Here is a 24,481-nt window from a genome sequence, read left to right on the forward strand (position 1 = left end):
AGCGCGGGGGTAGCAGCTACTGCAGGCGTCAGGCGTCGATTATTGAGTGGCTGAGGTTGAATGCTTGGCCAGCCGATAGAGGCTGGCGTGTTCACCACGTTCGATCGCCAAGCTGAACTGCAGGCTGGTGATCAAGCGTTCGAGCTGCTGCTGGTCCCGCCATTGGCTGGTGCTAATGAATCGTTTGACCGCCACGCCAGCTGCGTCAGTCAGCGTCAGCAGAATACTGCCGTCAGGTTTTTCGATGCTGAAATTGACGTTGTAGTGGGGCTGAAACACATCGCTGATTTTTTTGAATGGACTGTCCATGCCGGTTACCTGGTTTGGATGACTGCACGCAATGGACCGGCGGATCGAATGACAAGTTTCGCCCGTTGGGCGTGTTTCCCTGTGGCGATACGTAGCACCGGACGGGTGCGATGAGGGGGGCGCCATCACTCTTCGGTCGTGGCTGGCAGCTCAGTAAGTACTTCTGGATTGTTCTTGAAAGCCTTGGCAAACAGGTCTCGATGCCGGGCCATGAAGATGCCTATGTCATCGGCTTGCTGTTCGCTCAGGGATGGAGAGGCCTTCTGCAACGCCGCAGCGAGGGCTTCGGCCAGCTCAAGCATTTTGTCGTGACGATCGGCTTCGGCTTTATCCATGAATAAACGCTCCAGGTCCCGGCTGCTGCGGTACACCACTTCGACGGCCATCAACCACCTCGGCTAAATTGAGTTACTGGTTTTTTATACAGCATATGCCGCCCGGCGACGAATGAAAAGCGCTTGTGTGTCCTATGGCCATCTCAATGGTCGAAGTGCCCTTGAAGCCGCTCGGCCCGAAACTCCAGGCTACTGCCGCGATAGCCGGCGCGCAGCGGCGGCAAGGGGAAGCAGGATTCCCAGCGTTGGCCGGGTTGCAGGTCACCCGGCCCGCGGTATTGAGGCGCGTCGTAGTTCGATGTCACCAAATCTAGGCTGGAGCCGGGCGAATAGGCGCCGATCTCCCAACGCAGGCTTCGCAATGGCTGCGGACTATGGTTGTCGATCGTGATACGCAGCGGCTGTGCCGCCGGACAGGTCGCGGGTGCGTATTCCAACCGTAGTTCGAGCTGAGCAAGCAGGCGTACTTCACGTTGTTCCTGCCAGATCACCCACGCGGCAACCAGGCCCAACCCGAATAATGCTCCCAGTGAGATTGGAATCGCTCGAACGGGATAGCGAATCAGCAGGATCACCCAGGTGGCGATCAACAGGGCGCCGATCAGCACGATCGGTCGCCTTTCGAGAGGGCAGGCATCAATACCTCGATTTCGATTGAGTCCGCGAACATGCTAACGCTGACTAGGTTGGGTTGCGACCGCGTCATGCGCAGATACGCGCGGGTCAGTCGTCTTTGGCCGGCTGGGCATGGCTGGCGAGTCGCTCGAGCGCGGCCTTGAGTCTCGGATCTGTAATGCCCTGCGCGGTTTGCTGGATGTTGTCCGCTGCGCTTGCCGACAGTTCCGGTGCCGGCCCGGGTTTATATCGGGGCGCCTCGGGAGGTTGGACTTTGAACTGGATCCGGTTCAGCCCGGTGAATTCGTTCATGCCTTGCAGTTGCCGTTGCAAGCGGCGTTGTTGATAGCGCAGACGCGTCGCCCAATGACCGTCGGTGACGATGAGGAGAAGAGTGCCCTCACGCCACGAGGCCACACGGCAATACTCTCGCGCTGCGGGCTGCAACTGGCTTTCGACCAGCCGTTGCAGGTGGTCGAGCCGTCTTGCCTCGCCGAACAAGGCTTTCAGCGGCTTCGCCTCGCGTAGCAGCGCAACGGGTGCACGGGCCGGCAGGGGACGCAGCGACATGGTCAAGGCTCGAACTGGAAAGGATGAGCGGGCTATCTTAGCAGAAGCCTCGGATATCGCCGGGTCGGCCGATCGAGGCGGTGAACGTAGATAAGCAACTGGCCCATCTGTAGTTGGGCCGCATGTGCTGGCAGATAGCCCTTGCGGCTTCGGACGTGACCGTGCGGTCGGCAATTTACCGCATGCTTGGCTGCCTTGGCTGCGCAGTAAGGCACCTTTCCTCTCGGACGTTTCCGAGTAGAATGCCCCCTTTGCACGCAGCCGTGGTGGCCCCGCGGCCGTGCCTCCATCCCCAGCATGGAAGTCCTTGTCGATATGTTTGCGCCTTTAATGAAGAAGCTCTTTGGTAGCAAGAATGACCGTGAGGTCAAGCGCATGCTCAAGGCGGTACAAGCCGTCAATGCGCTCGAAGAGCAGATGCTGTCTCTGTCCGACGAGCAATTGCGAAGCAAAACCGAAGAGTTCAAGGCCCGCCTCGGCCAAGGCGAGACCCTCGACCAGATTCTCCCCGAAGCCTTCGCGGTCTGCCGCGAAGCCGGCAAGCGCGTGATGGGCATGCGTCACTTCGATGTACAGCTGATCGGTGGCATGACCCTGCATGAGGGCAAGATCGCCGAGATGCGCACCGGTGAAGGCAAGACCCTGGTGGCAACGCTCGCGGTCTACCTCAACGCGCTCGCTGGGAAGGGCGTTCACGTGGTCACGGTGAACGACTACCTGGCGCGCCGCGACGCCAACTGGATGCGTCCGCTATACGAGTTCCTCGGTCTCTCCGTAGGCATCGTCACGCCATTCCAGCCACCGGAAGAAAAGCGTGCCGCCTATGCCGCCGACATTACCTACGGCACCAACAACGAGTTTGGCTTCGATTACCTGCGCGACAATATGGCGTTCAGCCTTGCGGACAAGAACCAGCGCGAACTCAACTTCGCGGTGATCGACGAGGTGGACTCGATCCTCATTGACGAAGCGCGGACGCCGCTGATCATTTCCGGTCAAGCCGAGGACAGCTCCAAGCTTTATCAGCAGATCAACCAGCTGATTCCGCTGCTCACGCAGCACATCGAGGAAGAAGAGGGTGTCGTCACTCAAGAGGGCCACTTTTCCATCGATGAAAAGACCCGCCAGGTCGAGCTGAACGAGCAGGGCCACCAGTTCGTCGAGGAGATGCTCACCCGCGCCGGGCTACTGGCCGAAGGCGAAAGTCTTTATTCCGCACACAATCTGGGATTGCTGACACATGTCTATTCCAGTCTGCGCGCGCACAAACTGTTCCATCGCAACGTCGAATACATCGTGCAGAACAACCAGGTTCTGCTGATCGACGAGCACACCGGTCGTACCATGCCAGGTCGCCGTCTTTCCGAAGGTCTGCACCAAGCCATCGAGGCGAAGGAAAACCTGCCGATCCAGCCGGAGAGCCAGACCCTGGCCTCCACGACCTTCCAGAATTACTTCCGTCTGTACAGCAAGCTTTCCGGTATGACCGGCACCGCCGATACCGAAGCCTTCGAGTTCATGCAGATCTACAGCCTGCCGGTCATGGTCATTCCGACCAACAAGCCGCTCGCGCGCAAGGACTACAACGACCTGGTCTATCTGACCCAGGAAGAGAAGTTCGCTGCGATCATCACCGACATTAAGGATTGCCAGAACAACGGCCGCCCGGTTCTGGTCGGTACGGCGACGATCGAGAGTTCCGAGTACGTGTCGCGGCTGCTGGAAAAGGAAGGCATCGAGCACAAGGTGCTCAACGCCAAGCACCACGACAAGGAAGCCGAGATCATTGCGCAGGCCGGTCGCCCGGGCGCGGTGACCATCGCCACCAACATGGCCGGTCGCGGTACCGACATTCTTCTCGGCGGCAACTGGGAGGTTGAAGTCGCTGCGCTGGAGAACCCCACGGAAGAGCAGGTTGCGCAGTTGAAGGCCGACTGGCAGAAACGCCATCAGGCGGTTCTCGAAGCCGGTGGTTTGCATGTGATCGCTTCCGAACGTCACGAATCGCGTCGTATCGACAACCAGCTGCGCGGTCGCGCCGGTCGTCAGGGCGATGCCGGTTCCAGCCGTTTTTATCTGTCCCTTGAAGACAGCCTGATGCGCATCTTCGCCTCGGATCGCGTCAAGAATTTCATGAAGGCGCTGGGCATGGAATCCGGCGAGGCCATCGAGCATCGCATGGTCACCAACGCCATCGAGAAAGCGCAGCGCAAGGTCGAAGGTCGAAACTTCGACATGCGCAAGCAGCTGCTGGAGTACGACGACGTTGCCAACGAGCAGCGCAAAGTCATCTATCACATGCGCAACAGTCTGCTTGCGGCCGATGAAATCGGCGAGACCATCGCCGAGTTCCGACGTGAAGCGCTCGATTCCGCTATCAGCCAGCACATTCCGCCGCAGTCGCTACCAGAGCAGTGGGATATCACCGGCCTAGAAGCGGTGCTGTACAGCGATTTTGGTGTTCGTTTGCCGGTTCAGCAGTGGCTTGACGAAGACGAGAAGCTCTACGAGGAAACCCTGCGCGAGCGCATCCTGCAGGCCCTGATCGACGCCTACAACGAGAAGGAAGAAATGGCTGGCGCAGAGGCGCTGCGATCCTTCGAGAAGCAAATCGTCCTGCGTGTGCTTGATGATCTGTGGAAAGATCATTTGTCGACCATGGATCATCTGCGTCACGGTATCCATCTGCGCGGTTACGCCCAGAAGAACCCGAAGCAGGAATACAAACGTGAGTCGTTCACGCTGTTCCAGGAGCTGCTCGAATCGATCAAGCGCGACAGCATTCGCGTCCTTTCCCACGTCCAGGTCCGCCGCGAGGATCCTGCCGAGGAAGAGCAGCGCCTGCGTCGCGAGGCCGAGGAACTGGCGCAGCGCATGCAGTTTCAGCATGCCGAAGTTTCGGCCTTGGAACAGCCCGAGGAGGAGCCAGAAGCCGCCGGTGGTGCCGCCGCACCTGTTGCTCCGGTGCGTGTCGAACCGAAGATCGGGCGCAACGAGCCGTGCCCCTGCGGCTCCGGCAAGAAGTACAAGCATTGTCACGGGCAGGTCCAATAACCTGAACCACCCGTTATGACCCGCGCCGCGACCGGCTTAGCCGCTCGCGGCGTTTTTATCCCTGCTTCGCGGTGGCCGAAGGCCATCTATTCTTCCTAAGGAGTGCATCAATGGCTGTCGGTCTTGGTCCTTTACCTACATTGCACCCGGTACCGGGGTTCGAACTCGGCATCGCTTCGGCCGGTATCAAGCGGCCCGGGCGTAAAGATGTAGTGGTGATGCGCTGTGCGGAAGGTTCGACCATTGCTGGCGTGTTCACACTCAACGCCTTCTGTGCCGCGCCGGTCATCCTGGCCAAGCAACGTGCACAGGGAGCGGTCCGCTACCTGCTCACCAATACCGGGAACGCTAATGCTGGCACCGGTGAGCCGGGCATGCAGGCAGCGATTCGTAGCTGCGCCAGCCTCGCCAAACTGGCCGGCGTCGATGAAACGGCCATCCTGCCATTCTCCACCGGTGTGATCGGCGAGCCGCTTCCGGTCGAGAAGATCGAGGCGGCATTGCCGGCCGCCCTGGCTGACCTGGACGAAAATCACTGGGCCGAAGCGGCAACCGGCATCATGACCACCGACACCCTGCCCAAGGGTGCCAGCCGTCAGTTCGAGCACCAGGGCGTTACCGTTACCGTTACCGGCATCTCCAAAGGCGCCGGCATGATCCGCCCGAACATGGCCACCATGCTCGGCTACATCGCTACCGATGCGAAGGTCAGCCAGGCCGTATTGCAGGACCTGCTACGCGATGCGGCTAACAAGTCCTTCAACCGCATCACCATCGATGGCGATACCTCGACCAACGACTGCTGCATGTTGGTAGCGACCGGAAAGGCGGCGTTGCCGGAAATCACCGAAGCCAGCGGCGAGCTGTTCGCCAAGCTCAAGCAGGCCGTGTTCGAGGTGAGCATGGACGTTGCGCAATCCATCGTGCGCGACGGCGAAGGCGCCACCAAGTTCGTCACGGTGACAGTCAACGGCGGCAAGAACCATCAGGAGTGCCTGGATGTCGGCTATGCCGTTGCCCACTCGCCGCTGATCAAAACCGCACTGTTCGCCTCCGATCCGAACTGGGGTCGCATCCTCGCGGCGGTTGGCCGTGCCGGCGTGCCGGAGTTGAATGTCAGCAAGATCGATGTTCATCTCGGCGCGGTCTGTATCGCCAGCAAAGGCGGCAGATCGCCGAGCTACACGGAAGAGCAGGGCGCTGCGGTGATGGCCGAGGAGGAGATCGAGATTCGTATCGAGCTGGGCCGCGGTAGCTGCAGCGAGACCATCTGGACCACCGATCTGTCGCATGAGTACGTGCGGATCAATGCCGAATATCGAACGTAAAGCAGTTGAAGCCTTAAGCTGGAGGCTTGAAGACAGAGCGCGGCAGGCCGTGCGGACTGCCCCGACACTTCTTTCCACCTTCCAGCTAATGAATTAGCCATGAACCGAATCCATGTCGCCGCCGCGGTGATCCGCTCCCCTGACGGCCTCGTTCTGATCGCCAAGCGCCCGCTCGACAAACATCAGGGCGGGCTCTGGGAGTTCCCAGGCGGTAAGGTCGAAGCCGGCGAAACCGTCGAGGCCGCGCTGGCGCGAGAGCTGCAGGAAGAGCTGAACATCGCCGTCACCGAAACTCGTCCGCTGATTCAGGTGCGCCATGATTATCCTGACAAGCAGGTTCTGCTGGACGTCTGGGAGGTGCTGGCCTTCTTGGGTGAGCCGCATGGCGCCGAGGGCCAACCGCTGGCCTGGGTGGAGCCTGCGGACTTGCCGAACTACCGTTTTCCGGCGGCGAACCGGCCGATCATTACGGCGGCGCGTCTGCCCGATCAGTACCTGATTACGCCTGATGGCCTGTCTCCTCAACAGTTGCTGGGCGGCGTTGCTCGGGCACTGGATGCGGGCATCCGGCTAATCCAGTTTCGAGCGCCATCCCTGCCCCACGTTGCTTACCGAGCGTTGGCGGCCGAGATCATCGCGATGTGTTCCGGGCGGGCGCAGTTGATGCTGAAGGGACCGCTGGAATGGGCGGACGAATTTCCCGTGGCCGGCTGGCATCTGACGGCTGAACAGCTGCGTGATCATGCCGGACAGGGCAGGCCGCTCCCGCTCCGGCAATGGCTCGCAGCCTCGTGTCATGATGCCGCTGAGCTGGACTTGGCCATGGCGATGGGAGTCGACTTCGTCACGCTCTCACCGGTACTGCGGACCGCCACTCATCCTGGGGCACAGCCTTTGGGTTGGCCACGCGCCGCTGAATTGCTGGTAGGCTTCAGCCAGCCCGCTTATATGTTGGGCGGGCTCGGTCCCGCCGATCTGGCGCAGGCCCTGCGAGTGGGCGGCCAAGGCGTCGCAGCGATCCGGGCGTTCTGGCCGCATTGATAACTGGCGCGATCACACGCATCGACAGGCCTGATCCGAATTGCCGGTCAATGCCGTGGTCGTATCCGATGCCGTCGCAATAGAAGAGATGGTTGCGATAGTTAAAGTTTATCGCTGCTATTTTCTCAATCAATTAACCGTATGCGGTCAGCTGCGTTATCGTAGACCCCGTTAAATTTCTGAATCCCAAAAGGAGTTAGCAGATGTCTCTGATCAACACCCAAGTTCAGCCGTTCAAAGTCAACGCTTTCCACAATGGCAAGTTCATCGAAGTCACCGAAGAGTCCCTGAAGGGCAAGTGGTCGGTGCTGATCTTCATGCCGGCAGCCTTCACCTTCAACTGCCCGACCGAGATCGAAGACGCTGCCAACAGCTATGCCGAGTTCCAGAAGGCCGGTACCGAGGTGTACATCGTCACCACTGATACCCACTTCTCGCACAAAGTCTGGCACGAGACTTCCCCGGCTGTTGGCAAGGCACAGTTCCCGCTGATCGGTGACCCGACTCATCAGCTGACCAACGCTTTCGGCGTACATATCGCTGAAGAAGGTCTGGCTCTGCGTGGCACTTTCCTGATCAACCCGGAAGGCGTGATCAAGACCGTGGAAATCCACTCCAACGAAATCGCTCGCGACGTATCCGAAACCCTGCGCAAGCTGAAAGCTGCCCAGTACACCGCCGCGCATCCGGGCGAAGTCTGCCCTGCCAAGTGGAAAGAAGGCGAGAAGACTCTGGCTCCTTCGCTGGATCTGGTCGGCAAGATCTAAGGTTCATTCGCTCGAATGCCTTGCATGCTATAGGGGCTGTAACCCAGCCTCTCTAGCCCAACGCCTGGATGCGGTTTATCCAGGCGTTTTATTTTCTGCATTTTCATATTCGGACTACGGGGTACCGCCGCTCATGCTGGACACCAATCTCAAGACCCAGTTGAAAGCCTATCTGGAAAAGGTCACTCAGCCGTTCGAGATCGTCGCGTCCCTCGATGACGGTGAGAAGTCCCAAGAAATGCTCGCCCTGCTGGAAGACATCGCCAGCCTGAGCGCCCAGATCACTCTGCGCACCGATGGTGATGATGCTCGTCGCCCGTCGTTCGCACTCAACCGCATCGGTGGCAACATCAGCCTGCGTTTCGCCGGCATCCCGATGGGCCACGAGTTCACCTCTCTGGTGCTCGCCCTGCTGCAGGTCGGCGGCCATCCGTCGAAGACCGCACCGGAAGTCATCGAGCAGATCAAGAACATCGAAGGCGACTACAGCTTCGAGACCTACTTCTCGCTGTCCTGCCAGAACTGCCCCGACGTGGTCCAAGCGCTGAACCTGATGGCCGTGCTCAACCCGAACATCCGCCACGTCGCCATCGACGGCGCGCTGTTCCAGGGCGAAGTCGAAGCCCGGCAGATCATGTCCGTACCGAGCATCTACCTCAACGGTGAACTGTTCGGCCAAGGCCGCATGGGCGAAGAAGAAATCCTCGCCAAGCTCGACACCGGCGCCTCGGCGCGTGATGCCGAGAAGCTCAGCGCCAAGGAGGCCTTCGACGTACTGGTTGTGGGTGGTGGGCCGGCTGGCGCCGCGGCAGCTATCTATGCTGCGCGTAAGGGCATCCGTACCGGCGTGGCGGCCGAGCGTTTCGGCGGTCAGGTGCTGGACACCATGGCCATCGAAAACTTCATCTCGGTCAACGAGACCGAAGGCCCGAAGCTGGCCCGTGCGCTGGAAAACCACGTGCGCGAATACGACGTGGACATCATGAACCTGCAGCGCGCTGCGGCATTGATTCCGGCCTCGGCCGAAGGCGGCTTGCACGAGATCAAGCTGGAAAACGGCGGCTCGCTCAAGGCCAAGACACTGATCCTCGCCACTGGTGCCCGCTGGCGTGAAATGAACGTGCCGGGCGAGCAGCAATACCGTGGCCGTGGCGTCGCCTACTGCCCGCACTGCGACGGCCCGCTGTTCAAGGGCAAGCGCGTAGCGGTGATCGGCGGCGGCAACTCGGGCGTGGAAGCGGCCATCGACCTGGCCGGCATCGTCGCTCAAGTCACGCTGATCGAGTTCGACAGCCAGTTGCGTGCCGACGCCGTGCTGCAGAAGAAGCTGCACAGCCTGCCCAACGTCACCGTGATCACCAGCGCGCTGACCAGCGAAGTCATCGGCGACGGCCAGAAGGTCACCGGACTGATCTACAAGGACCGCAACTCCAGCGAGTTCCACAACCTGGAACTGGAAGGCATCTTCGTGCAGATCGGCCTGCTGCCGAACTCCGATTGGCTGAAGGGCACCGTCGAACTGACTTCGCGCGGCGAGATCATCGTCGATGCGCGGGGTGAGACCTCGCTGCCGGGCATTTTCGCGGCGGGCGACGTCACCACGGTGCCGTACAAGCAGATCGTCATCGCCGTCGGCGAAGGCGCCAAGGCTTCGCTGAGTGCGTTCGACCACCTGATCCGCAGCTCCGTGGAAGACTGAGCCTGACGGGCACGAAAAAGGGGGAGCAGATTTCGGTCTGCTCCCCCTTTTCGTTTTTTGGGGATCGCTACGCTGAGGGCTGAGGGCTGGCCGCGAAGGATAGATAGCGGCGTTCCGGGGTCTATTTCATTACACCGGATCCGCGTCGGTCGGGTGGAAACGAGCGAAAGATGCGGCAATGGACCGCTTCGTCGCACATGTACCAGTCGTCCATGGAGCGAATCCATCTATGAAAAAAGCGGATACGCCGCAAGACGTCCGAGGCGCTGTTGTAACGCTTGCCAATCGATCCAATGAACCTCAACACGAAAGAGTCGTGCACGAGCAGCTCGCCAAACGCCTGGCTGAGTTGCAGGGCTTCGTCTTTCTCGGCGACTACGACCGCAGCACCAGTTATCCACATCAGCTTTACTTCGTTCCCTCCGGCACCGTGATCGGCACCGAGCAGGCACGTGAGCTGGGGCTTGAGAGCGAGCAGGATCTGTTCGGCGGGGTCGTACCGCATGCATTCATCGAAACCAAGGCCATCACGCATCCGCTGGTACGGCCGGATGCCGACTCGCCGTTGGGCTGGTCGCGAGGTTTCACCCGGCGCGTCACGGGCGGCGTTCTGCCCGGTTACAGCGTTTTTTCCCTACACGATGCGCGAGAGGCCGGACGGCGATTGCTTAACGAAGGCGCGCTGCGCATCAAACCGGTGCGTGCCACCGGTGGGCGAGGGCAGGAGCGGGTGACGACCGAGCAGGAGCTCGACCATGCCCTGGAAAATATCGACGAAACCGAACTCAGCCAGTACGGGCTGGTACTCGAAACGCACCTGGATGACGTGACGACTTTCAGCGTCGGGCAAACTCGCGCAGCGGGGAGGGTACTGAGTTACTACGGTACCCAGCGGCTGACTCAGGACAACACGGGTGTAGCGGTCTACGGTGGCTCGGATCTGTTGGTTGTTGAAGGCGATTTCGATGCCCTGTTAAACCTGAATCTGCCCGAAAAGATCCGTCTGGCCATCTCCCAGGCTCAAATCTACGACGCTGCCGCCTCGGCCTGCTTTCGCAATTTCTATGCTTCTCGGCGCAACTACGATATCGCTCAGGGCGTCGATGGCAGAGGGCGCGCCTGCTCCGGTGTGCTGGAGCAATCCTGGCGCATTGGCGGTGCCAGCAGTGCCGAGGTTGCGGCGCTGGAGGCGTTTATCCGAGGCGAGAGCGGGCCGGTCGTGCGTGCGTCATCGGTTGAAGTCTACGGTGAATCAACCGTGCCCGAAGGCGCAACGGTGCTGTTTCGCGGCGAGGACGCCGAGGTCGGCTTCATAACCAAATACGCAGTGGTGGAGGCTCATGGCAACCCATAGTGAAAGCGTGGATATCCTCGTAGATGACGAGCACATTGCCGGCACCTTTCTGTCGCCTCCGACGAAATTGCCGGGTGTGCTCTTCGTGCATGGCTGGGGCGGTAGCCAAGAGCGCGACCTGACCCGCGCTCGCGGTATTGCTGGTCTGGGCTGCATCTGTCTGTCGTTCGATCTGCGCGGCCATGCCCAAACGCTGGCGCAACAGCAGACTGTCACGCGTGAGCAGAATCTGCGTGATCTGATGGCGGCCTACGATCTCTTGGTACAGCATCCGAACATCGATCCTTCCGCGATCGCCGTGGTCGGCACCAGTTACGGCGGCTATCTGGCTGCGCTGCTTACTTCCTTGCGTCCGGTCAAATGGCTGGCGATGCGCGTGCCGGCGTTGTACAGGGATGATGACTGGGCGATACCCAAGCGCCAGTTGAGTCGCGATCTGCTCAATGAGCTGCGTGGTCGGCGGGTCGCTCCCGAGGAGAATCGGGCGTTGGCGGCCTGTGCCGAGTTTCGTGGCGATGTATTAATCGTCGAGTCCGAGCACGATCATCTGGTCCCGCACAGCACGATCATGAGTTACCGGGCGGCATTCCATCAGACCCATTCTCTGACTCACCGCATCATCCTTGGGGCCGATCATGGTCTGTCCCATGAGAATTGCCAGCAGGCCTACACCGATATTCTCGTCAAATGGGCCACCGAGATGGTCGTTGGTGGACGTGTCGGCCAGCAGCACGGTGCAGCCGCCGCGCGGTTGGGCTAACCCGGCGGCGTCGGCGGCTCGATAGGGCCGACGAAGCGGCTCCAGCGCCGGTCGAGCACCTGCTGCTTGAGCACTTCGATGACATCGACCAGCAATTCCTCCAGCGCTAGATCGGTGTTTTCGTCCTGATACACCCAGGCCTCGAAGCATTCGTCAGCCAGGCTGCGAGCCAGACGCTGGAATTGCGCGCCCCGCAGCCCGTCTACCGCGCCTTGGAGGAGCCGTGCCGCGATATCGGCGAGCGCATCGTCCAGGGTATCGACGACCCGGTCGCCAAGCGGCAGGCGACGCAGGCGGATGACCTCCGGATTATTCGCCAGCGCCTGGTGGATCAATCCGTCGACATAGCCTTCGATGGCGCCGCGGTTGTCCCGATAGCCATTCTCCAGCATGGCGTTCAGGCGTCGCGATAGATCGTCGAGCAGTCGCTCCTTGCGCGGTCTTACCACCTCCTGCAGCAGCCGCCGGGAAAGGTCGTCGCTGGCACCAATCTCTTGCTGTATACGGCTGAACAGCCGAACCATGACGCGATCGGACAGCTCTTCCAGCAGCAGCAAGTAATAGCGGCGGACCAGCCCGTAGACCGGCCACCGGCGCATGTCGATAAGGCCCAACCGTTGCAGACGGATCAGCAAGCTGCCGACCCGCAGTACGCGCAGCCAGCGGAAACCGCTCAGAGGGATGCAGCCGAGTACGTCATACCAGTGAGCGAATGGGTAGTAATACCAGCGTGCATAGCGCCGTTCGAACAGCGCAATGGTCCAGCCAAGCAGCACGTCGAAAATGAATACCGCGACGAAGCCGAGATCGATCAGCTGGAAGTTGCGGTGGATCAGCGTGTCGTAGCGCCGATGCAGCTCGGGCAACCATCCGGCGAGGGCCTGGTTGATCGGCTGCACCATGAACAGGCTATCGAACAAGATCAGCCCGAGATTGATGCACACCAGCATGACGATGAACGCTTCCCACGCGGCGTGCAGCCCGTCGTGCAAGCGTTCGCGCTGGCCTGCGGCTGGCTCAGGCATCGGCGTTGGCAGGTGCGCTGGCGGGTTGCCAGAGAATTTCGGCACAGCTTTGGCGACGCGCGATCAGGCGAGCCACGACGAAGAACAGGTCCGACAGGCGATTCAGATAAGCCAGGCCGACCGGGCGCAACGGCTCGATGGCATTGAGCTGCTGGCAGCGCCTTTCGCTGGTGCGGGCCATGCTGCGGCATAGATGCGCGAGCGCGATCAGCCGGGTGCCGCCAGGCATGATGAAGTCTTCGAGCGGTCCGAGCTCCGCATTCCAGCGGTCGATCGCTGCCTCAAGGCGCGCTACCTCGGTAGGAGTCAGCGCTTGATAATCCGGCATCGCCAGTTCGCCGCCCAAGTCGAATAGGCGGTGCTGGCAGGGGCCCAATACTTCGATCAGCTCAGCCAGATCTGGCCAGCGCGCCTGCGCTTCGGCAAGTTCGGCAAGCAACAGGCCCAGTTGACTGTTGAGCGTATCGATTTCGCCCATGGCTTCGACCCGCGGGTGGTTCTTGGGGACGCGGCGGCCATCGGCCAGGCCGGTTTCTCCGGCATCGCCGGTGCGGGTATAGATCTTTGACAGTCGATTGCCCATCTGTAGGTTCCTGGTGGTGCTTCAGTTGGCGTCGGACGTGGATGGTAGCGGCAGGCGCAGGGTGAAGGTCGTTCCCTGGTCCGGCTTGCTTTGCACTTCCATCTGGCCCTTGTGATTGTTGGTGATGATGAAATACGAAACGGAAAGACCCAACCCGGTTCCCTGGCCCACCTCTTTGGTGGTGAAAAAGGGCTCGAAGATTCGCTTGCGGATGTGTTCGGGGATGCCACCGCCGTTGTCTTCCACATGAATTTCAGCCCATGGCGGGTTCAGACGCGTCCGCAACATGATCTGCCCACGGCTGCGCCCCGGTTTCTGGTGGATGGCCTGGGCCGCGTTTTTCAGAAGATTCAGCAGCACCTGTTCCAGCTCGTTGCCGATGCAGGGGACTCGGTCCACTTGTGGATCGAAGTCGCGGATGATCTCCAGCGAGCGAAAGTCGAACCCCTCCATCAGCGCGAAGTCGTTACCGGCGATCTCCAGCGCCTGATCGATCAGTACGGGCAGTTGGCATTCGGCCAGTTGGCGGTTGCTCATGCGGCTGAAGCTCAGCATGTGGCTGACGATCTTGGCCGCGCGCGAGCCGGCCTGCTGGATGCCGTCGAGCAGCTGCGGGATTTCTCGCCGTTGCAGGTATTGATTCACCGCTTCCAGCCGAACGCCGGTGTCGTCGGCTGCTTCGCGGTTTCGCTCCAGGTCCGGTGACAGCCGCCGACGGATGTTCTGTGCGTTGTGCAGGATCGCCCCGAGGGGGTTGTTGATCTCATGCGCCATGCCTGCGGCGAGACCGCCCACCGAAAGCATCTTTTCCGATTGCACCATGATCTCTTCCATATTGATGCGTTCGGTGATGTCGTCGATGCGAATGACCACGCCACCGCCGCCCATCAGGGGATAGAACGTCAGCGCGTAATGTCGGGGCTCGTCGTTGAAGGTCCAGGTGACGCGCTCGATCTTTTCCACCTGATGCCGTTCGGAAGCTCGGCGAATCTGAGTCAGGAAGGGTCTTAGCGGCTCGAAGGCGATGAACACGGGTTGGTTCAGCGCGTCGTCGATGGAGGTGCCGGAGAGTTCGCTGGCCTGCTGGTTCCATTGGGTCACGTAGAGCTGCTCGTCCAGAGCAATGAGCACCGATGGCATCGAGTCGATGATGCTGTTCAGGTAGTTCTGAAAGCCGGTGAGCTTCTTCTCGATCTTGCTGCGAACCTGTACTTCCAGCTCCAGCTTGCGGTTGGTGTGGCGGGTTTCCTCGGCCAGTCCCTGGGCATGGTCGAACGCTTCCTGAGCATCGTCGCGCGCACGCTTGAGCTGTTGTTCCCGTGCCTCCATGCGCGACAGCATGGTGTTGAAGGCATCGGCCAGATGTCCGATTTCGTCGCGGTTCCTCGGCGTCGCGCGAAGCGAGTAGTTTTCTTCGCGTGTGACCTGGCGGGACAGGGCCTCGAGGTCATGGATCGGGCGGGTGATCATCTGCCGGATCTGCCGAGCGACCAGTATCCAGAGCAGCAGGCTGGTCAGAAGGATGGCGACGCTGGCAGTCAGGGTGCCGGTGTAGAAGGCCCCCGGCAATTCGCTACTGGCCACGATCAGCAGGTGGCCCGGAGGCCCTTCGGCTTGTGGTAGTTCCACCAGTAAATTGGCGCGCATCTCAGTCTTTTGCCATGCGGGTAGCTCGCTTACCTGCTGCGGCAGGCCCAACGAATCGCCGTGATACAGCTGTGCCAGGCTCTGGCCCTCGCTGTCGTAGATCGCTGCTGCGCGCAGCGGGGCATAATCGTTCAGCTTCCGCAGGAGCCCGTCGGCGGCTGCTTCGGATGCCAGGGCGCGGTTGCTCAACTCGGGCGTAGAGAACAGCGCCCCAAGGGTATGCATGGCCTGCGGCGCAACACTCTGGCGGGAGATCCAGTAGGCCGCGCTGATGAAGACGAGATTCGATACCAGCAGCACTGCGGCAAGCAGTACGAGCAGGGCGATCAGCAGTTTGCGGCCGACCGGGAGATTTTCAAGGTGCTGGCGCAGAGTCATGGCAGGCACTGACTTAGGGTGTTTCAGCAGGGTAGCGGTGCCTCAGTCCGCGGGCAATCCGTGGGCACGCAGGAATGCCTGGAGCTGTTGCTGCAGGCTGAACAGCGCCGGCACGTGCAGATCGTGCTGTCCCGCGGCCAGACAAGCCTGGCCGAGCAAGAAGCTGACTTCGGTCCGGCGTCCGTTTCGCACGTCCTGGTGCATCGAGGAATAATTGTTGGCCGTTGCCTCGATGATCGAGAGCACTTCGCCTTCGAGCCCATAAGCTGCGTCACCTTGATCGCAGGCTCGGAGCACCTCCGCGAGTTCATTGCAGAGTCGGTGGAGCTGCTTTGGGAATGCGCGCAGGTCGCCGTTGCGGCAATCATTCAGGACGGTCAGGGGATTGATGGCGCAATTGATCGCCAGCTTGCGCCAGAGCTTGCCCATGATGTCTTCCGTCCAGCCGTGCGGAATGCCCGCGGCGACCAGATCGGCGAGCCAGGATGGCTGATTGCGATGGTCGGGTTCGCCCAGCCAGTTCTGTCCTTGGCCGGCATGGACGATTCGGAAGTCAGCCTGACGATAGGCGCCCTCGGTACTAGAAACGAATATGCAGCGGCTGCCGGGCCAGCGTGCCGCAATGGCCTGCTGGCTGCCCAGGCCGTTCTGCAACAGAAGAATTTGCGATCCATTGACCAGACGCGATGCCACCTCGGCGATTGCGTCTTGCGCATCGTATGCTTTGCAGGCAACCAGCAGCCGGTTTATCGGCGTGGCTGCATCCGGCAGCTCCGCGGGTACCGGATAGACAGCGGTGACGCCGGCCTCGGTCAGGCTCAGGCCACCCGCGGCGCGGTAATCAGCGAGTCGTTGCGGGTTGCGTAGGATGACTTGCACCGGTACGCCGGCGCGGTGCAGGCGCGTCGCCCAGAGCCCGCCGAGGCTGCCAGCGCCCAGAACATGCCAGGTATCGATCATCAGGCTGGCTGCCGGAAACGCAGGGGCACGATACGTCCAGTGGTGTATGCGTCGGGCAGCAGAGCCGCGGCGCTTTCGATCAGCGTTTGGGGCTCGACCGGCAGGGTACTCGCATCGAGGCTGACCAGACCGATGCCGGCCTTGATCGAAATGAAGCCTTCACTGGTCTTGAACGCCTTGAGGTTGAGCCCTTCGTGCAAGCGTTTGAAGCTGCTCGGCGAACAACCGCGCAAGTCGTCGACCAGGGCGAGCAGGCCGAAGTGGTGATCATCCAGGCGGGTGAGGGTATCCAGCGGCCGCACCAACTGCCCCAGGCGCCGAGCGATGCCTCTCAGCAGTTCGTGATGAAGAAGCTCGCCGTAGCGCTCTCGCTGACCGAGGAGTTCCGGCAGGCCGATCACCAGATAGCACAACGCGCCGCCACGGCTCTCGATATGACTCAGGCTGTCGCCGAGCCGCTGACGAAGATGGCGCATGTTGCCCAGCCCGGTAATCGGGTCGATCAAGTTGCGATTTTCTAGGCTGGCGATGTTCTCGGTCAGCAGACGGTTTTCCCGCATCAGCCGCTGCAACGAGCCACAAAGCCGATCGGCGGCATACACGCGAGGTACCAACTGCTCGTTCATCACCGACTTGCCGATGAAATCATCCACCCCATGATCGAATGCCTTGCTCAGTACGTCCTGACCGTCTCGCCCGGTCAGCAGAATGATGTAGGTGTAGTGATGGGACATTTCGTCCTGCTGACGGACCTGAGTGGTCAGTTCCAGCCCGTCCATTTCGGGCATCAGCCAGTCGGCGAGCAGAACATTAGCCGGGCGTTGCTCAATGAGCTCCAGCGCAGCGCTGGCACTGTTGGCGAAGCGAATGTCCTCGTACCCGGCCTTCGAAAGGGCGCGACCGATCATCACGCTGGAAAATTTGGCGTCGTCGACCACCAGGATACTGAGTTGGGGGTTGGGCATTCATGCGCTCGGTTAAGGAGGGTTGCCGTAACAGGCCAGGGGCCGGGCGTTATTGGCCTGAACCGTTATAATGATCGCCCATTTGAATCGTCAAGCTAAGCGCGCTGGGTCACACCGTTGCGCCGTATTTATAGGAGGAAGGCCATGCCCTCGTTCGACGTGGTGTCCGAACTGGACAAACACGAAGTCACCAACGCCGTCGACAATGCGCTCAAGGAACTGGACCGGCGCTACGATCTGCGCGGTAAAGGTACCTTCGAGTTCAAGGAACTGACGGTCCATCTGACCGCCGATGCCGACTTCCAATTGGAGCAGATGCTGGAGATCCTCAAGCTGAGCCTGGTCAAGCGCAAGATCGATATTCAGTGCCTGGAGTTCAAGGATCCGTACCCATCCGGCAAGTCGGTCAAGCAGGACGTGGTGCTGCGCGAAGGCATCGACAAGGAGCTGGCGAAAAAGATCGTTGCGTATATCAAGGAGGCCAAGCTCAAGGTGCAGGCGGCCATTCAGGGCGAGCAGGTTCGAGTGACCGGCAAGAAACGCGACGATCTGCAGGAGGCCATCGCCTTGCTGCGGGCCAAGGAGTTCGGCATGCCGCTGCAGTTCAACAACTTCCGCGACTGATTTCCCCGGCACTTTAGGTGCCTTCCGTTTTAGCCGAGCGGCCTGCCTGACGGCACGCTCGGTTTTTCCCTGAGGAGACGTCCACTGATGGATTTCAGTGTCGATTATCTGGTCGATCTATCCGAGGCATGGTTGCCGATCGTCCTGCAATACGGTGCTCAGCTGTTGCTGGCGCTGGCGACTTTCCTGATTGGCTGGTGGCTGGTCAACACGTTCGTCAGCAAGATTGGCAACCTGCTACAGCGGCGCCAGGTGGACGCTTCGCTGCACGGCTTCATCGAGAGCCTGGCGAGCATCGTGTTGAAGGTCCTGCTGCTGGTCAGCGTGGCGTCGATGATCGGGGTGGAAACCACCTCCTTCATCGCGGTGATCGGTGCGGCCGGTCTGGCTATCGGTCTGGCACTGCAAGGCAGTCTGGCGAATTTCGCCGGTGGGGTGCTGATCCTGGTGTTCCGTCCGTTTCGCGTTGGCGAGTGGATCGAAGCCCAGGGTGTGGCTGGCACCGTGCATTCGATCCAGATCTTCCACACGATCCTCAAGTCGGGTGACAACAAGACCATTGTGGTGCCCAACGGCAGCCTGTCTAACGGTCACATCACCAACTATTCGCGCGAACCGCGTCGTCGCGCCGATATCAACGTAGGAATCGACTACAGCGCGGATATCAAGCTGGCGCGCAAGATCCTGCTGGAAATCGCAGAGGACGAGCGCGTGTTGCGTGACCCTGAACCGGTGGTCTTCGTGACGGGGCTGGGCGATAGTTCTGTCAATCTGTCGCTGCGGGTCTGGGTAGCGACCGGCGACTTCTGGCCTGTGACCTTCGGCTTCACCGAACTGCTGAAAGAACGCTTCGACGAGTCGGGCATCGGCATTCCGTATCCGCAGCGCGTGATGCATCTGGTTCAAAGCTGACGCTCAGTAAAAAAGAAGCCGGCGATTTCGCCGGCTTTTTTTTCAGCTTCGCTCGGTAGACGGGACGGGATCGGATGCTTCCGGTGGCCGGCGGCTGCGGGACCACTGCCAGGCAATCAGCACCAGAGTCGGTACGCCGAGCAGTGCCGTGACCAGGAAGAAATCGCTGTAACCAAGGTGTTCGACCATGACGCCGGAGTAGCCGCCCAGCAGGCGCGGCAACAGCAGCATCAATGAACTCAGCAGGGCGTACTGGGTGGCCGAAAACTTCAGGTTGGTGAGGCTCGACAGATAGGCGACGAACGCCGTGGAGGCCAGGCCGCCACTGAAGTTGTCGCAGGAGATGGTGACGATCAGCATGTTCAGGTTGGCGCCCATTTCCACCAACAGCATGAACATGAGGTTGGTGGCCGCTGATGCGACACCGCCGATGAACAGGATCGGCAGAATGCTGAAACGAACGATCAGCAGACCGCCAAACGCCGCGCCGAGCAGCGTCATGATCAGTCCGAACAGCTTGCTGACGCTGGCGATCTGGTCCTTGCTGAAGCCTTGGTCGATATAGAAGACGTTGGCCATCACGCCCATCACCGTATCCGACATCCGGTACGTGGCGATCAGCCCCAACAGCAGCAGCGCCTGCCAGCGATAGCGCAGGATGAAATCCGTGATCGGCGTCAGCACCGGTCCCATCAGAATACGGCCGGGACCGGATAAGCAGCCCCAGCAGATCAGCAGATACATGGTGCCGCGTGGCCAGTAACCACCCCAGTAGGACTGGAACATGCCAGTGGTCGAAACCATCAGGATGATCAGCACGATTACCGAGACCGCCTGATGCACGAAATCGAATCGCGCCGGGCGCTGGCGCTGTCCGGCCTGGTGCAGCATCTGCCTAACGGGGAACAGCAAAGCCCGCCCCCAGGGCGACAGCGAGCCGATAATGAACAGCAAATACAGCGTTGCGCGGGGCCAGGCTTGCGCGATCAGCGCGTTGATCATCGCCGGTACGGATATCAGCAGGACCAGCAGCAAGCCGACGCCCGCCAACTGGTGGTTGAAGCTGTATTTCGAGGGCTCGTTGGGCAGCGGCGCGGCGCCCTCTGGCTCGGGAATCAGCAGGCTGGTGACCAGGCCCGGGAGTATCAACAGCGCGAAGGCTATATAGGTCGTGGCCCAGGCGCTCTGGCTATATTCGAGATTGGTCGAGCCCAGCCATTCGGCGAGAAACAGTGCGCCAGCGCTGGCCAGCAGCATGGCGATCCGGTAACCGGTCATGTAGCTCGCGGCTAACGTTGCTTGCAGCTTGTCCTCGGCGATCTCCAAACGATAGGCGTCGATGGCGATGTCCTGGGTGGCCGAAGCGAAGGCCACCGCGACAGCCAAGGCAATCAGCATGGTCAGGTTGTGCTGCGGGTTGCAGAGCGCCATGCCAATCAAGCCGACGGCAATCACCGCCTGCGACAACACCAGCCAGGAACGGCGGCGCCCCAAAACGCCGATCCAGGGCAGGCGCCACTGGTCGAGCATCGGTGACCAGACCCATTTGAATGCGTACGCCAGGCTAATCCAGCTGGCAAATCCAATGGTTTCGCGCGATACGCCCGCTTCCCGCAACCATACCGAAAGCGTGGAAAACACTAGGATTGCGGGCAAGCCTGCGGCGAAGCCGAGCACCAGCAGGGTCAGGGAAGCGGGGCTGGCATAGGCGGCGAGTGCGGCGCGCCATGTTTCACGGGACATATGACGGGACGGACAGGAATATGGAGCGCGCACTCTACCCGCTGTGCTCCGACGAATGCCAGCCGTGCCGACGTATGTCGACGCGGTCGTTGATGATGGTCACTCCCTCGGTGCGTAACCGCATGCGTTGCTCATGCCCCGCGGCGCTGCCTGCTGGCAAGCTGAGCCGTCCGCCGGCGCCGATGACTCTGTGCCAGGGCAGGCTGGTGCCATCCGGTAGTTGTGACATTAGCCGGCCAACCCAGCGCGCGGCACGACCGAGTCCGGCCATGGCGGCCACCTCGCCATAGCTCACCACCTTGCCCGTCGGGATCTGGGCCATGACGAGGTAGACGGCGGCGCGACGCGCTTCGGCGTCGGCACCCGGAGGTAATAAAGGTGGCTGGTCAATCATACGGAATGCTTCCTTCGTGAGCCGGGACCGATTGGGCGGCGCTGAACTCGTTTCCCGTTCAGCGGTCAGTGCTTGCTGTGACCAAAAGCATAGGGATAATGCCTGCCTTTTAACCGCATCTACCCAGAATTTCAGTCATCTATGCTCTCTAGAACCCTGCTTTGCGTGTCTCTTTCCGTACTCTCCCTGCCTTCGTTCGCCGATACCGTATGGTTGAAGAACGGTGATCGCCTGACCGGCAAAATCAGCGTGATGGATGGCGGTAAATTGCTGATCGAAACCGACTACGGCGGCTCGATCCCCGTGAAGTGGAGCCAGGTCGCAACGCTGGAGAGCAACCAGCAGTTGCTGATCAAGCAGGACGATGTGACCGGCGAAGTGGCCAAATCGCTGCGGGCTGCAGATGACGGCAAAGTCACCCTGAGCAACGGTAGTGTGCCGCGTACGGTTCCGCTGGCCAGCATCACTCAGATCATCCATCCGAAACCGCTGATCCAGGATCTGACCTGGAAAGGCAACGTGGACGTGGCGCTGGACTACAAGCGTGCGGAAACCGATACGGATGATTACGACATCTCCTTCGATACCTCTGCCCGTCACGGGCTCTGGCGCCATAGCGGGGCGGCCAATTACAACCGCGAATACCGCGACGGCGTAACCGCGACCGATAACTGGGATGCCGAATACGCGCTGGATCGCTTTATCGACGAACACTGGTTCTGGCAAGGGCGCTTCGAATACAAGCGCGACAAGGTCGAGGACGTCCGCCGCCAGCGCTCACTGGGTACCGGTCCGGGTTATCAGTTCTGGGATAACGAACTGGGTGCTTTCTCCCTTGCCTCGTTGATCAACCGCAGTGACTACGAGTTTGCCAGCGGAGAGACGGAGAATTTCTATTCGCTGGCGATGAAGTGGAAGTACAACCGCTATCTGGTGGGCAAAACGTTCGAACTGTTCAGTAACGGTGAAATCGGCAAGCCGCTGGAAAACGTCGCTGATTATGAACTCGATGCCGAGGTGGGGCTGCGCTACAAGGTGACCGACTGGGCGTCGCTGAACATGAAGGCTGAAAAGGACATCGTCAGCGGCGCGGAAAGCGACATGGATGAAACGCGCTACAGCATCGGTTTCGGCGTGGGTTGGTAAAAATTTCAAGCGTCAAGCTATGAGCTGCAAGAAGAAAAGCGGTGGGATGCTTCTACTTGCAGCTTAAAACTCGCGGATCTTCCAACTGCCTTTACAGCCGCAGCCCGCCATCCAGCTCCAGAATACGTCCTGTGTAGTAGTCGTTCTCGAAGATGTAGGCGACCGAGTGGGCGATTTCCATCGGTTTGCCGAGCCGCTTGAGTGGAATGCCGGCGGCCATTTTTTCCAGCGCTTCGGGTTTCATGCTGGCGACCATTTCGGTCTCGATGAATCCTGGCGCAACACCCGCCACACGTATGCCGTAGCGTGCCAACTCCTTGGCCCAGACCACCGTATCCGCCGCTACGCCCGCCTTGGCGGCGGAGTAGTTCGCCTGGCCCATGTTGCCGGCTCGTGAAATCGAAGAGATGTTGACGATCGCACCCTGACGCTTCAGCTCGATCATCTTCGCGGCTACTTCGCGGGTGCAGAGAAACACGCCGGTCAGGTTTACATCGATCACGGCCTGCCATTGCGCCAGGCTCATTTTCGACAGCTCGCCGTCTTTCACCTTGATGGTCAGGCCATCGCGGAGAATGCCGGCGTTATTGACCAGCCCGTCGAGGCCGCCGAAGTCGTCACTGACCTGGCTGACCATGTGGTTGACCTGTTCTTCATTGGCCACGTTGCATACGTAGGCCCGCGCATCGCCGCCCGCGCTCTTGCAGGCCGCCACCGCTTCGTCCAGCTTTTCCTGATTGAGATCGACCAGCGCCAATCGCGCGCCCTTGCCGGCGAGGTATTCTCCCATCGCGCGTCCCAGGCCTTGTCCGCCGCCTGTAATGATGATGACTTTGTCTTTGAGCTGCATGCGAATCTCCTCTTGTGGCTCTTGCCGCGGGAAACGACGCCCGCCGGTGAAACCGTTATGCTGAACGCCCCGTCGAATCGAACAAAGCTATCGAGGACCCCCTGTGAGCACTGAAGCCGTCAAGCATGCCCGACAACTCCTGCTCAAGGAATACCGTGGCGTGCTCTCGACGCACTCCGTAGCGATGCCCGGATTTCCCTTCGGCTCCTCGGTGCCCTATTGCCTGACCGAGAACGGGTGGCCGCTGATTCTGATCAGCCGAATCGCCCAGCACACGAAAAATCTCAAGGCTGATCCGCGCTGTTCGTTGCTGGTGGCCGAGCGCGGCGTCGAAGATGTACAGGCCAACGGGCGCCTCACCGTATTGGCCGAGGCGCGCCAGCTCGACGATGCTTCAGCCATCGACGCAGCGGCGGCGCGTTACTACCGTTACTTTCCCGAATCGCGCGACTACCACAGGGCGCACGACTTCGATTTCTGGAGCCTGCAGCCGGTTCGCTGGCGCTACATTGGCGGCTTTGGTGCGATTCACTGGCTGGACGATGTGGCGCTGAGCAATCCGTTCGCTCGGGCCGGCGACGCCGAGAGCGGAATGCTCGAGCATATGAATGACGACCATGCCGCAGCCATCGCCCATTACGTTGAGCGGGCTGGGTTGCCATCCGCGCCTGCTGCGCAGATGGTTGGCATCGACAGCGAAGGTTTTCACCTTCGCATCGGCCAGGCCATTCACTGGCTGGCGTTTCCAGACACCTGCGACAACCCGGGTGCGGTGCGCCAGGCACTGGTCGCCATGGCGCGCCGCTGATTCAGCCTGAGGTAAGCACAGGGGCGAATAATCCGGTTACAGCCTGCTCTTTGGGCGGGTTGAATTCGGTACAAGCTGCCGTCATCTACACGAGATCGGAAGCCGTTCTTCCGCCAAGGACTATCGATGCGTATTTTCTTACTGCTGTTTCTCCTATTCCCGCTAGCCGAGCTGGCATTGCTGATTCAGGTCGGCAGCTCGATCGGTGTGCTGCCGACCATTCTGTTGCTGATCATCAGCGGTATGGCCGGCATTCTGTTGTTGCGTCTGGCAGGTTTCGCCACCGCCTGGCGTGCGCGCGAGCGGCTGGCGCGTGGCGAGCTGCCGGAGCGTGAAATGCTTCAGGGGCTGATGATGGCCGTCGCGGGCGGTTTGCTGTTCCTGCCCGGATTCCTCAGTGACATCATCGCGTTGCTGGTGCTGTTTCCGCCATCGCGCAAGCTGTTTCTCGCCTTCGTTGGCCGCCGTGTCGAGGCCCAGGCCCAGCGTCGTCGAGCCTTTGCCGATGACCTGCGCCAGCAGCAGGAGCGTCAAGCCGGGCCACAGCGTCCCAATGTCATCGAGGGCGAATGGGAGCGTCGCGACAAGTAATGCTTGCTGCCCGAGCGAAAAGG

Annotated in this window: 24 protein-coding genes; 12 read left to right on the forward strand and 12 right to left on the reverse strand. The window is 60.6% G+C overall.

What is annotated here, in order from left to right; all coding sequences use genetic code 11:
* Positions 1-39: 39 nt before the first annotated feature.
* From GYM54_RS18715 to GYM54_RS18730, 4 genes are all read right to left on the reverse strand, one after another.
* The gene (locus tag GYM54_RS18715) at positions 40-309 is read right to left on the reverse strand and encodes a DUF3509 domain-containing protein (RefSeq protein WP_131651002.1); all 270 of its coding nucleotides are present in this window, start codon (positions 307-309) and stop codon (positions 40-42) included.
* Between the two features lie 125 nt (positions 310-434).
* Positions 435-695 carry a YebG family protein gene (locus GYM54_RS18720; protein ID WP_131651003.1) on the reverse strand — a complete coding sequence of 87 codons (261 nt, stop codon included), beginning with the start codon at positions 693-695 and terminating at the stop codon, positions 435-437.
* A gap of 92 nt (positions 696-787) precedes the next feature.
* Positions 788-1,252, reverse strand: coding sequence for a multidrug transporter (locus GYM54_RS18725; RefSeq protein ID WP_131651004.1), 465 nt, complete (start codon positions 1,250-1,252; stop codon positions 788-790).
* A gap of 115 nt (positions 1,253-1,367) precedes the next feature.
* Entirely contained in the window at positions 1,368-1,829 is a 462-nt protein-coding gene (locus tag GYM54_RS18730) for a DciA family protein (protein WP_131651259.1), read from the reverse strand.
* A 315-nt stretch (positions 1,830-2,144) separates the two neighbouring features.
* Here GYM54_RS18730 and secA point away from each other — a divergent pair, with 315 nt between their 5' ends.
* The 7 genes from secA to GYM54_RS18765 all read left to right on the forward strand — a co-directional run bounded on the left by secA (position 2,145) and on the right by GYM54_RS18765 (position 11,832).
* Positions 2,145-4,883, forward strand: coding sequence for a preprotein translocase subunit SecA (gene secA, locus GYM54_RS18735; protein ID WP_181105344.1), 2,739 nt, complete (start codon positions 2,145-2,147; stop codon positions 4,881-4,883).
* 110 nt (positions 4,884-4,993) lie between these two features.
* Positions 4,994-6,211, forward strand: coding sequence for a bifunctional glutamate N-acetyltransferase/amino-acid acetyltransferase ArgJ (argJ, locus tag GYM54_RS18740; protein ID WP_181105343.1), 1,218 nt, complete (start codon positions 4,994-4,996; stop codon positions 6,209-6,211).
* A gap of 99 nt (positions 6,212-6,310) precedes the next feature.
* Positions 6,311-7,252: a Nudix family hydrolase gene (locus GYM54_RS18745; RefSeq protein ID WP_181105342.1), complete on the forward strand. Its 942-nt coding sequence runs from the start codon at positions 6,311-6,313 to the stop codon at positions 7,250-7,252.
* Between the two features lie 203 nt (positions 7,253-7,455).
* Entirely contained in the window at positions 7,456-8,019 is a 564-nt protein-coding gene (gene ahpC, locus GYM54_RS18750) for an alkyl hydroperoxide reductase subunit C (protein WP_131651008.1), read from the forward strand.
* 133 nt (positions 8,020-8,152) lie between these two features.
* Positions 8,153-9,718, forward strand: coding sequence for an alkyl hydroperoxide reductase subunit F (gene ahpF, locus GYM54_RS18755; RefSeq protein WP_219232598.1), 1,566 nt, complete (start codon positions 8,153-8,155; stop codon positions 9,716-9,718).
* Between the two features lie 229 nt (positions 9,719-9,947).
* Positions 9,948-11,072, forward strand: a complete 1,125-nt coding sequence (locus GYM54_RS18760; RefSeq protein WP_131651010.1) for a DUF3182 family protein — start codon at positions 9,948-9,950, stop codon at positions 11,070-11,072.
* Positions 11,059-11,832 carry a S9 family peptidase gene (locus tag GYM54_RS18765; protein ID WP_181102016.1) on the forward strand — a complete coding sequence of 258 codons (774 nt, stop codon included), beginning with the start codon at positions 11,059-11,061 and terminating at the stop codon, positions 11,830-11,832. Before GYM54_RS18760 ends, GYM54_RS18765 begins: the two co-directional genes overlap by 14 nt.
* Here GYM54_RS18765 and GYM54_RS18770 read toward each other — a convergent pair.
* Genes GYM54_RS18770 through GYM54_RS18790 form a run of 5 tightly spaced genes read right to left on the reverse strand, consistent with a single transcriptional unit; the run spans position 11,829 to position 17,390 of the window.
* A complete protein-coding gene (locus GYM54_RS18770) occupies positions 11,829-12,857 on the reverse strand; it encodes an ion transporter (RefSeq protein ID WP_181102014.1) in 1,029 nt (342 codons plus the stop codon). The two genes, GYM54_RS18765 and GYM54_RS18770, sit on opposite strands and share 4 nt — an antisense overlap.
* Positions 12,850-13,440 carry a cob(I)yrinic acid a,c-diamide adenosyltransferase gene (locus tag GYM54_RS18775; protein ID WP_181102012.1) on the reverse strand — a complete coding sequence of 197 codons (591 nt, stop codon included), beginning with the start codon at positions 13,438-13,440 and terminating at the stop codon, positions 12,850-12,852. Before GYM54_RS18775 ends, GYM54_RS18770 begins: the two co-directional genes overlap by 8 nt.
* Positions 13,441-13,461: 21 nt before the next feature.
* Positions 13,462-15,465 (reverse strand): ATP-binding protein, encoded by a 2,004-nt coding sequence (locus tag GYM54_RS18780; RefSeq protein ID WP_181102010.1) that lies wholly within the window; start codon positions 15,463-15,465, stop codon positions 13,462-13,464.
* Positions 15,466-15,507: 42 nt separating this feature from the next.
* Positions 15,508-16,425, reverse strand: coding sequence for a putative 2-dehydropantoate 2-reductase (locus tag GYM54_RS18785; RefSeq protein WP_181102008.1), 918 nt, complete (start codon positions 16,423-16,425; stop codon positions 15,508-15,510).
* Positions 16,425-17,390 (reverse strand): response regulator, encoded by a 966-nt coding sequence (locus tag GYM54_RS18790; protein ID WP_131651016.1) that lies wholly within the window; start codon positions 17,388-17,390, stop codon positions 16,425-16,427. Before GYM54_RS18790 ends, GYM54_RS18785 begins: the two co-directional genes overlap by 1 nt.
* 144 nt (positions 17,391-17,534) lie before the next feature.
* On the opposite strand from GYM54_RS18790, the gene GYM54_RS18795 reads away from it, so the two are divergent.
* On the forward strand, positions 17,535-18,014 hold the full coding sequence (locus GYM54_RS18795) for a YajQ family cyclic di-GMP-binding protein (protein WP_181102006.1): 480 nt from the start codon (positions 17,535-17,537) through the stop codon (positions 18,012-18,014).
* 87 nt (positions 18,015-18,101) lie between these two features.
* Positions 18,102-18,926 carry a mechanosensitive ion channel family protein gene (locus GYM54_RS18800; RefSeq protein WP_181102004.1) on the forward strand — a complete coding sequence of 275 codons (825 nt, stop codon included), beginning with the start codon at positions 18,102-18,104 and terminating at the stop codon, positions 18,924-18,926.
* A gap of 42 nt (positions 18,927-18,968) precedes the next feature.
* On the opposite strand, the gene GYM54_RS18805 is transcribed toward GYM54_RS18800, so the two are convergent.
* Positions 18,969-20,669: an AmpG family muropeptide MFS transporter gene (locus GYM54_RS18805; protein ID WP_197445530.1), complete on the reverse strand. Its 1,701-nt coding sequence runs from the start codon at positions 20,667-20,669 to the stop codon at positions 18,969-18,971.
* Positions 20,670-20,703: 34 nt separating this feature from the next.
* Positions 20,704-21,063: an MGMT family protein gene (locus GYM54_RS18810; RefSeq protein ID WP_197445529.1), complete on the reverse strand. Its 360-nt coding sequence runs from the start codon at positions 21,061-21,063 to the stop codon at positions 20,704-20,706.
* A 141-nt stretch (positions 21,064-21,204) separates the two neighbouring features.
* Here GYM54_RS18810 and GYM54_RS18815 point away from each other — a divergent pair, with 141 nt between their 5' ends.
* A complete protein-coding gene (locus GYM54_RS18815) occupies positions 21,205-22,209 on the forward strand; it encodes a DUF481 domain-containing protein (protein WP_197445528.1) in 1,005 nt (334 codons plus the stop codon).
* A 91-nt stretch (positions 22,210-22,300) separates the two neighbouring features.
* On the opposite strand, the gene GYM54_RS18820 is transcribed toward GYM54_RS18815, so the two are convergent.
* Positions 22,301-23,059: an SDR family oxidoreductase gene (locus GYM54_RS18820; protein ID WP_197445527.1), complete on the reverse strand. Its 759-nt coding sequence runs from the start codon at positions 23,057-23,059 to the stop codon at positions 22,301-22,303.
* Positions 23,060-23,162: 103 nt separating this feature from the next.
* Here GYM54_RS18820 and GYM54_RS18825 point away from each other — a divergent pair, with 103 nt between their 5' ends.
* Positions 23,163-23,867 carry a HugZ family protein gene (locus GYM54_RS18825; protein ID WP_181101994.1) on the forward strand — a complete coding sequence of 235 codons (705 nt, stop codon included), beginning with the start codon at positions 23,163-23,165 and terminating at the stop codon, positions 23,865-23,867.
* Between the two features lie 126 nt (positions 23,868-23,993).
* Positions 23,994-24,458, forward strand: a complete 465-nt coding sequence (locus GYM54_RS18830) for an FxsA family protein (RefSeq protein ID WP_181101992.1) — start codon at positions 23,994-23,996, stop codon at positions 24,456-24,458.
* The last annotated feature ends 23 nt before the right edge of the window (positions 24,459-24,481 follow it).

Origin of the sequence: Pseudomonas sp. MTM4 (assembly GCF_019355055.1) — a bacterium.
GTDB lineage: Bacteria > Pseudomonadota > Gammaproteobacteria > Pseudomonadales > Pseudomonadaceae > Stutzerimonas.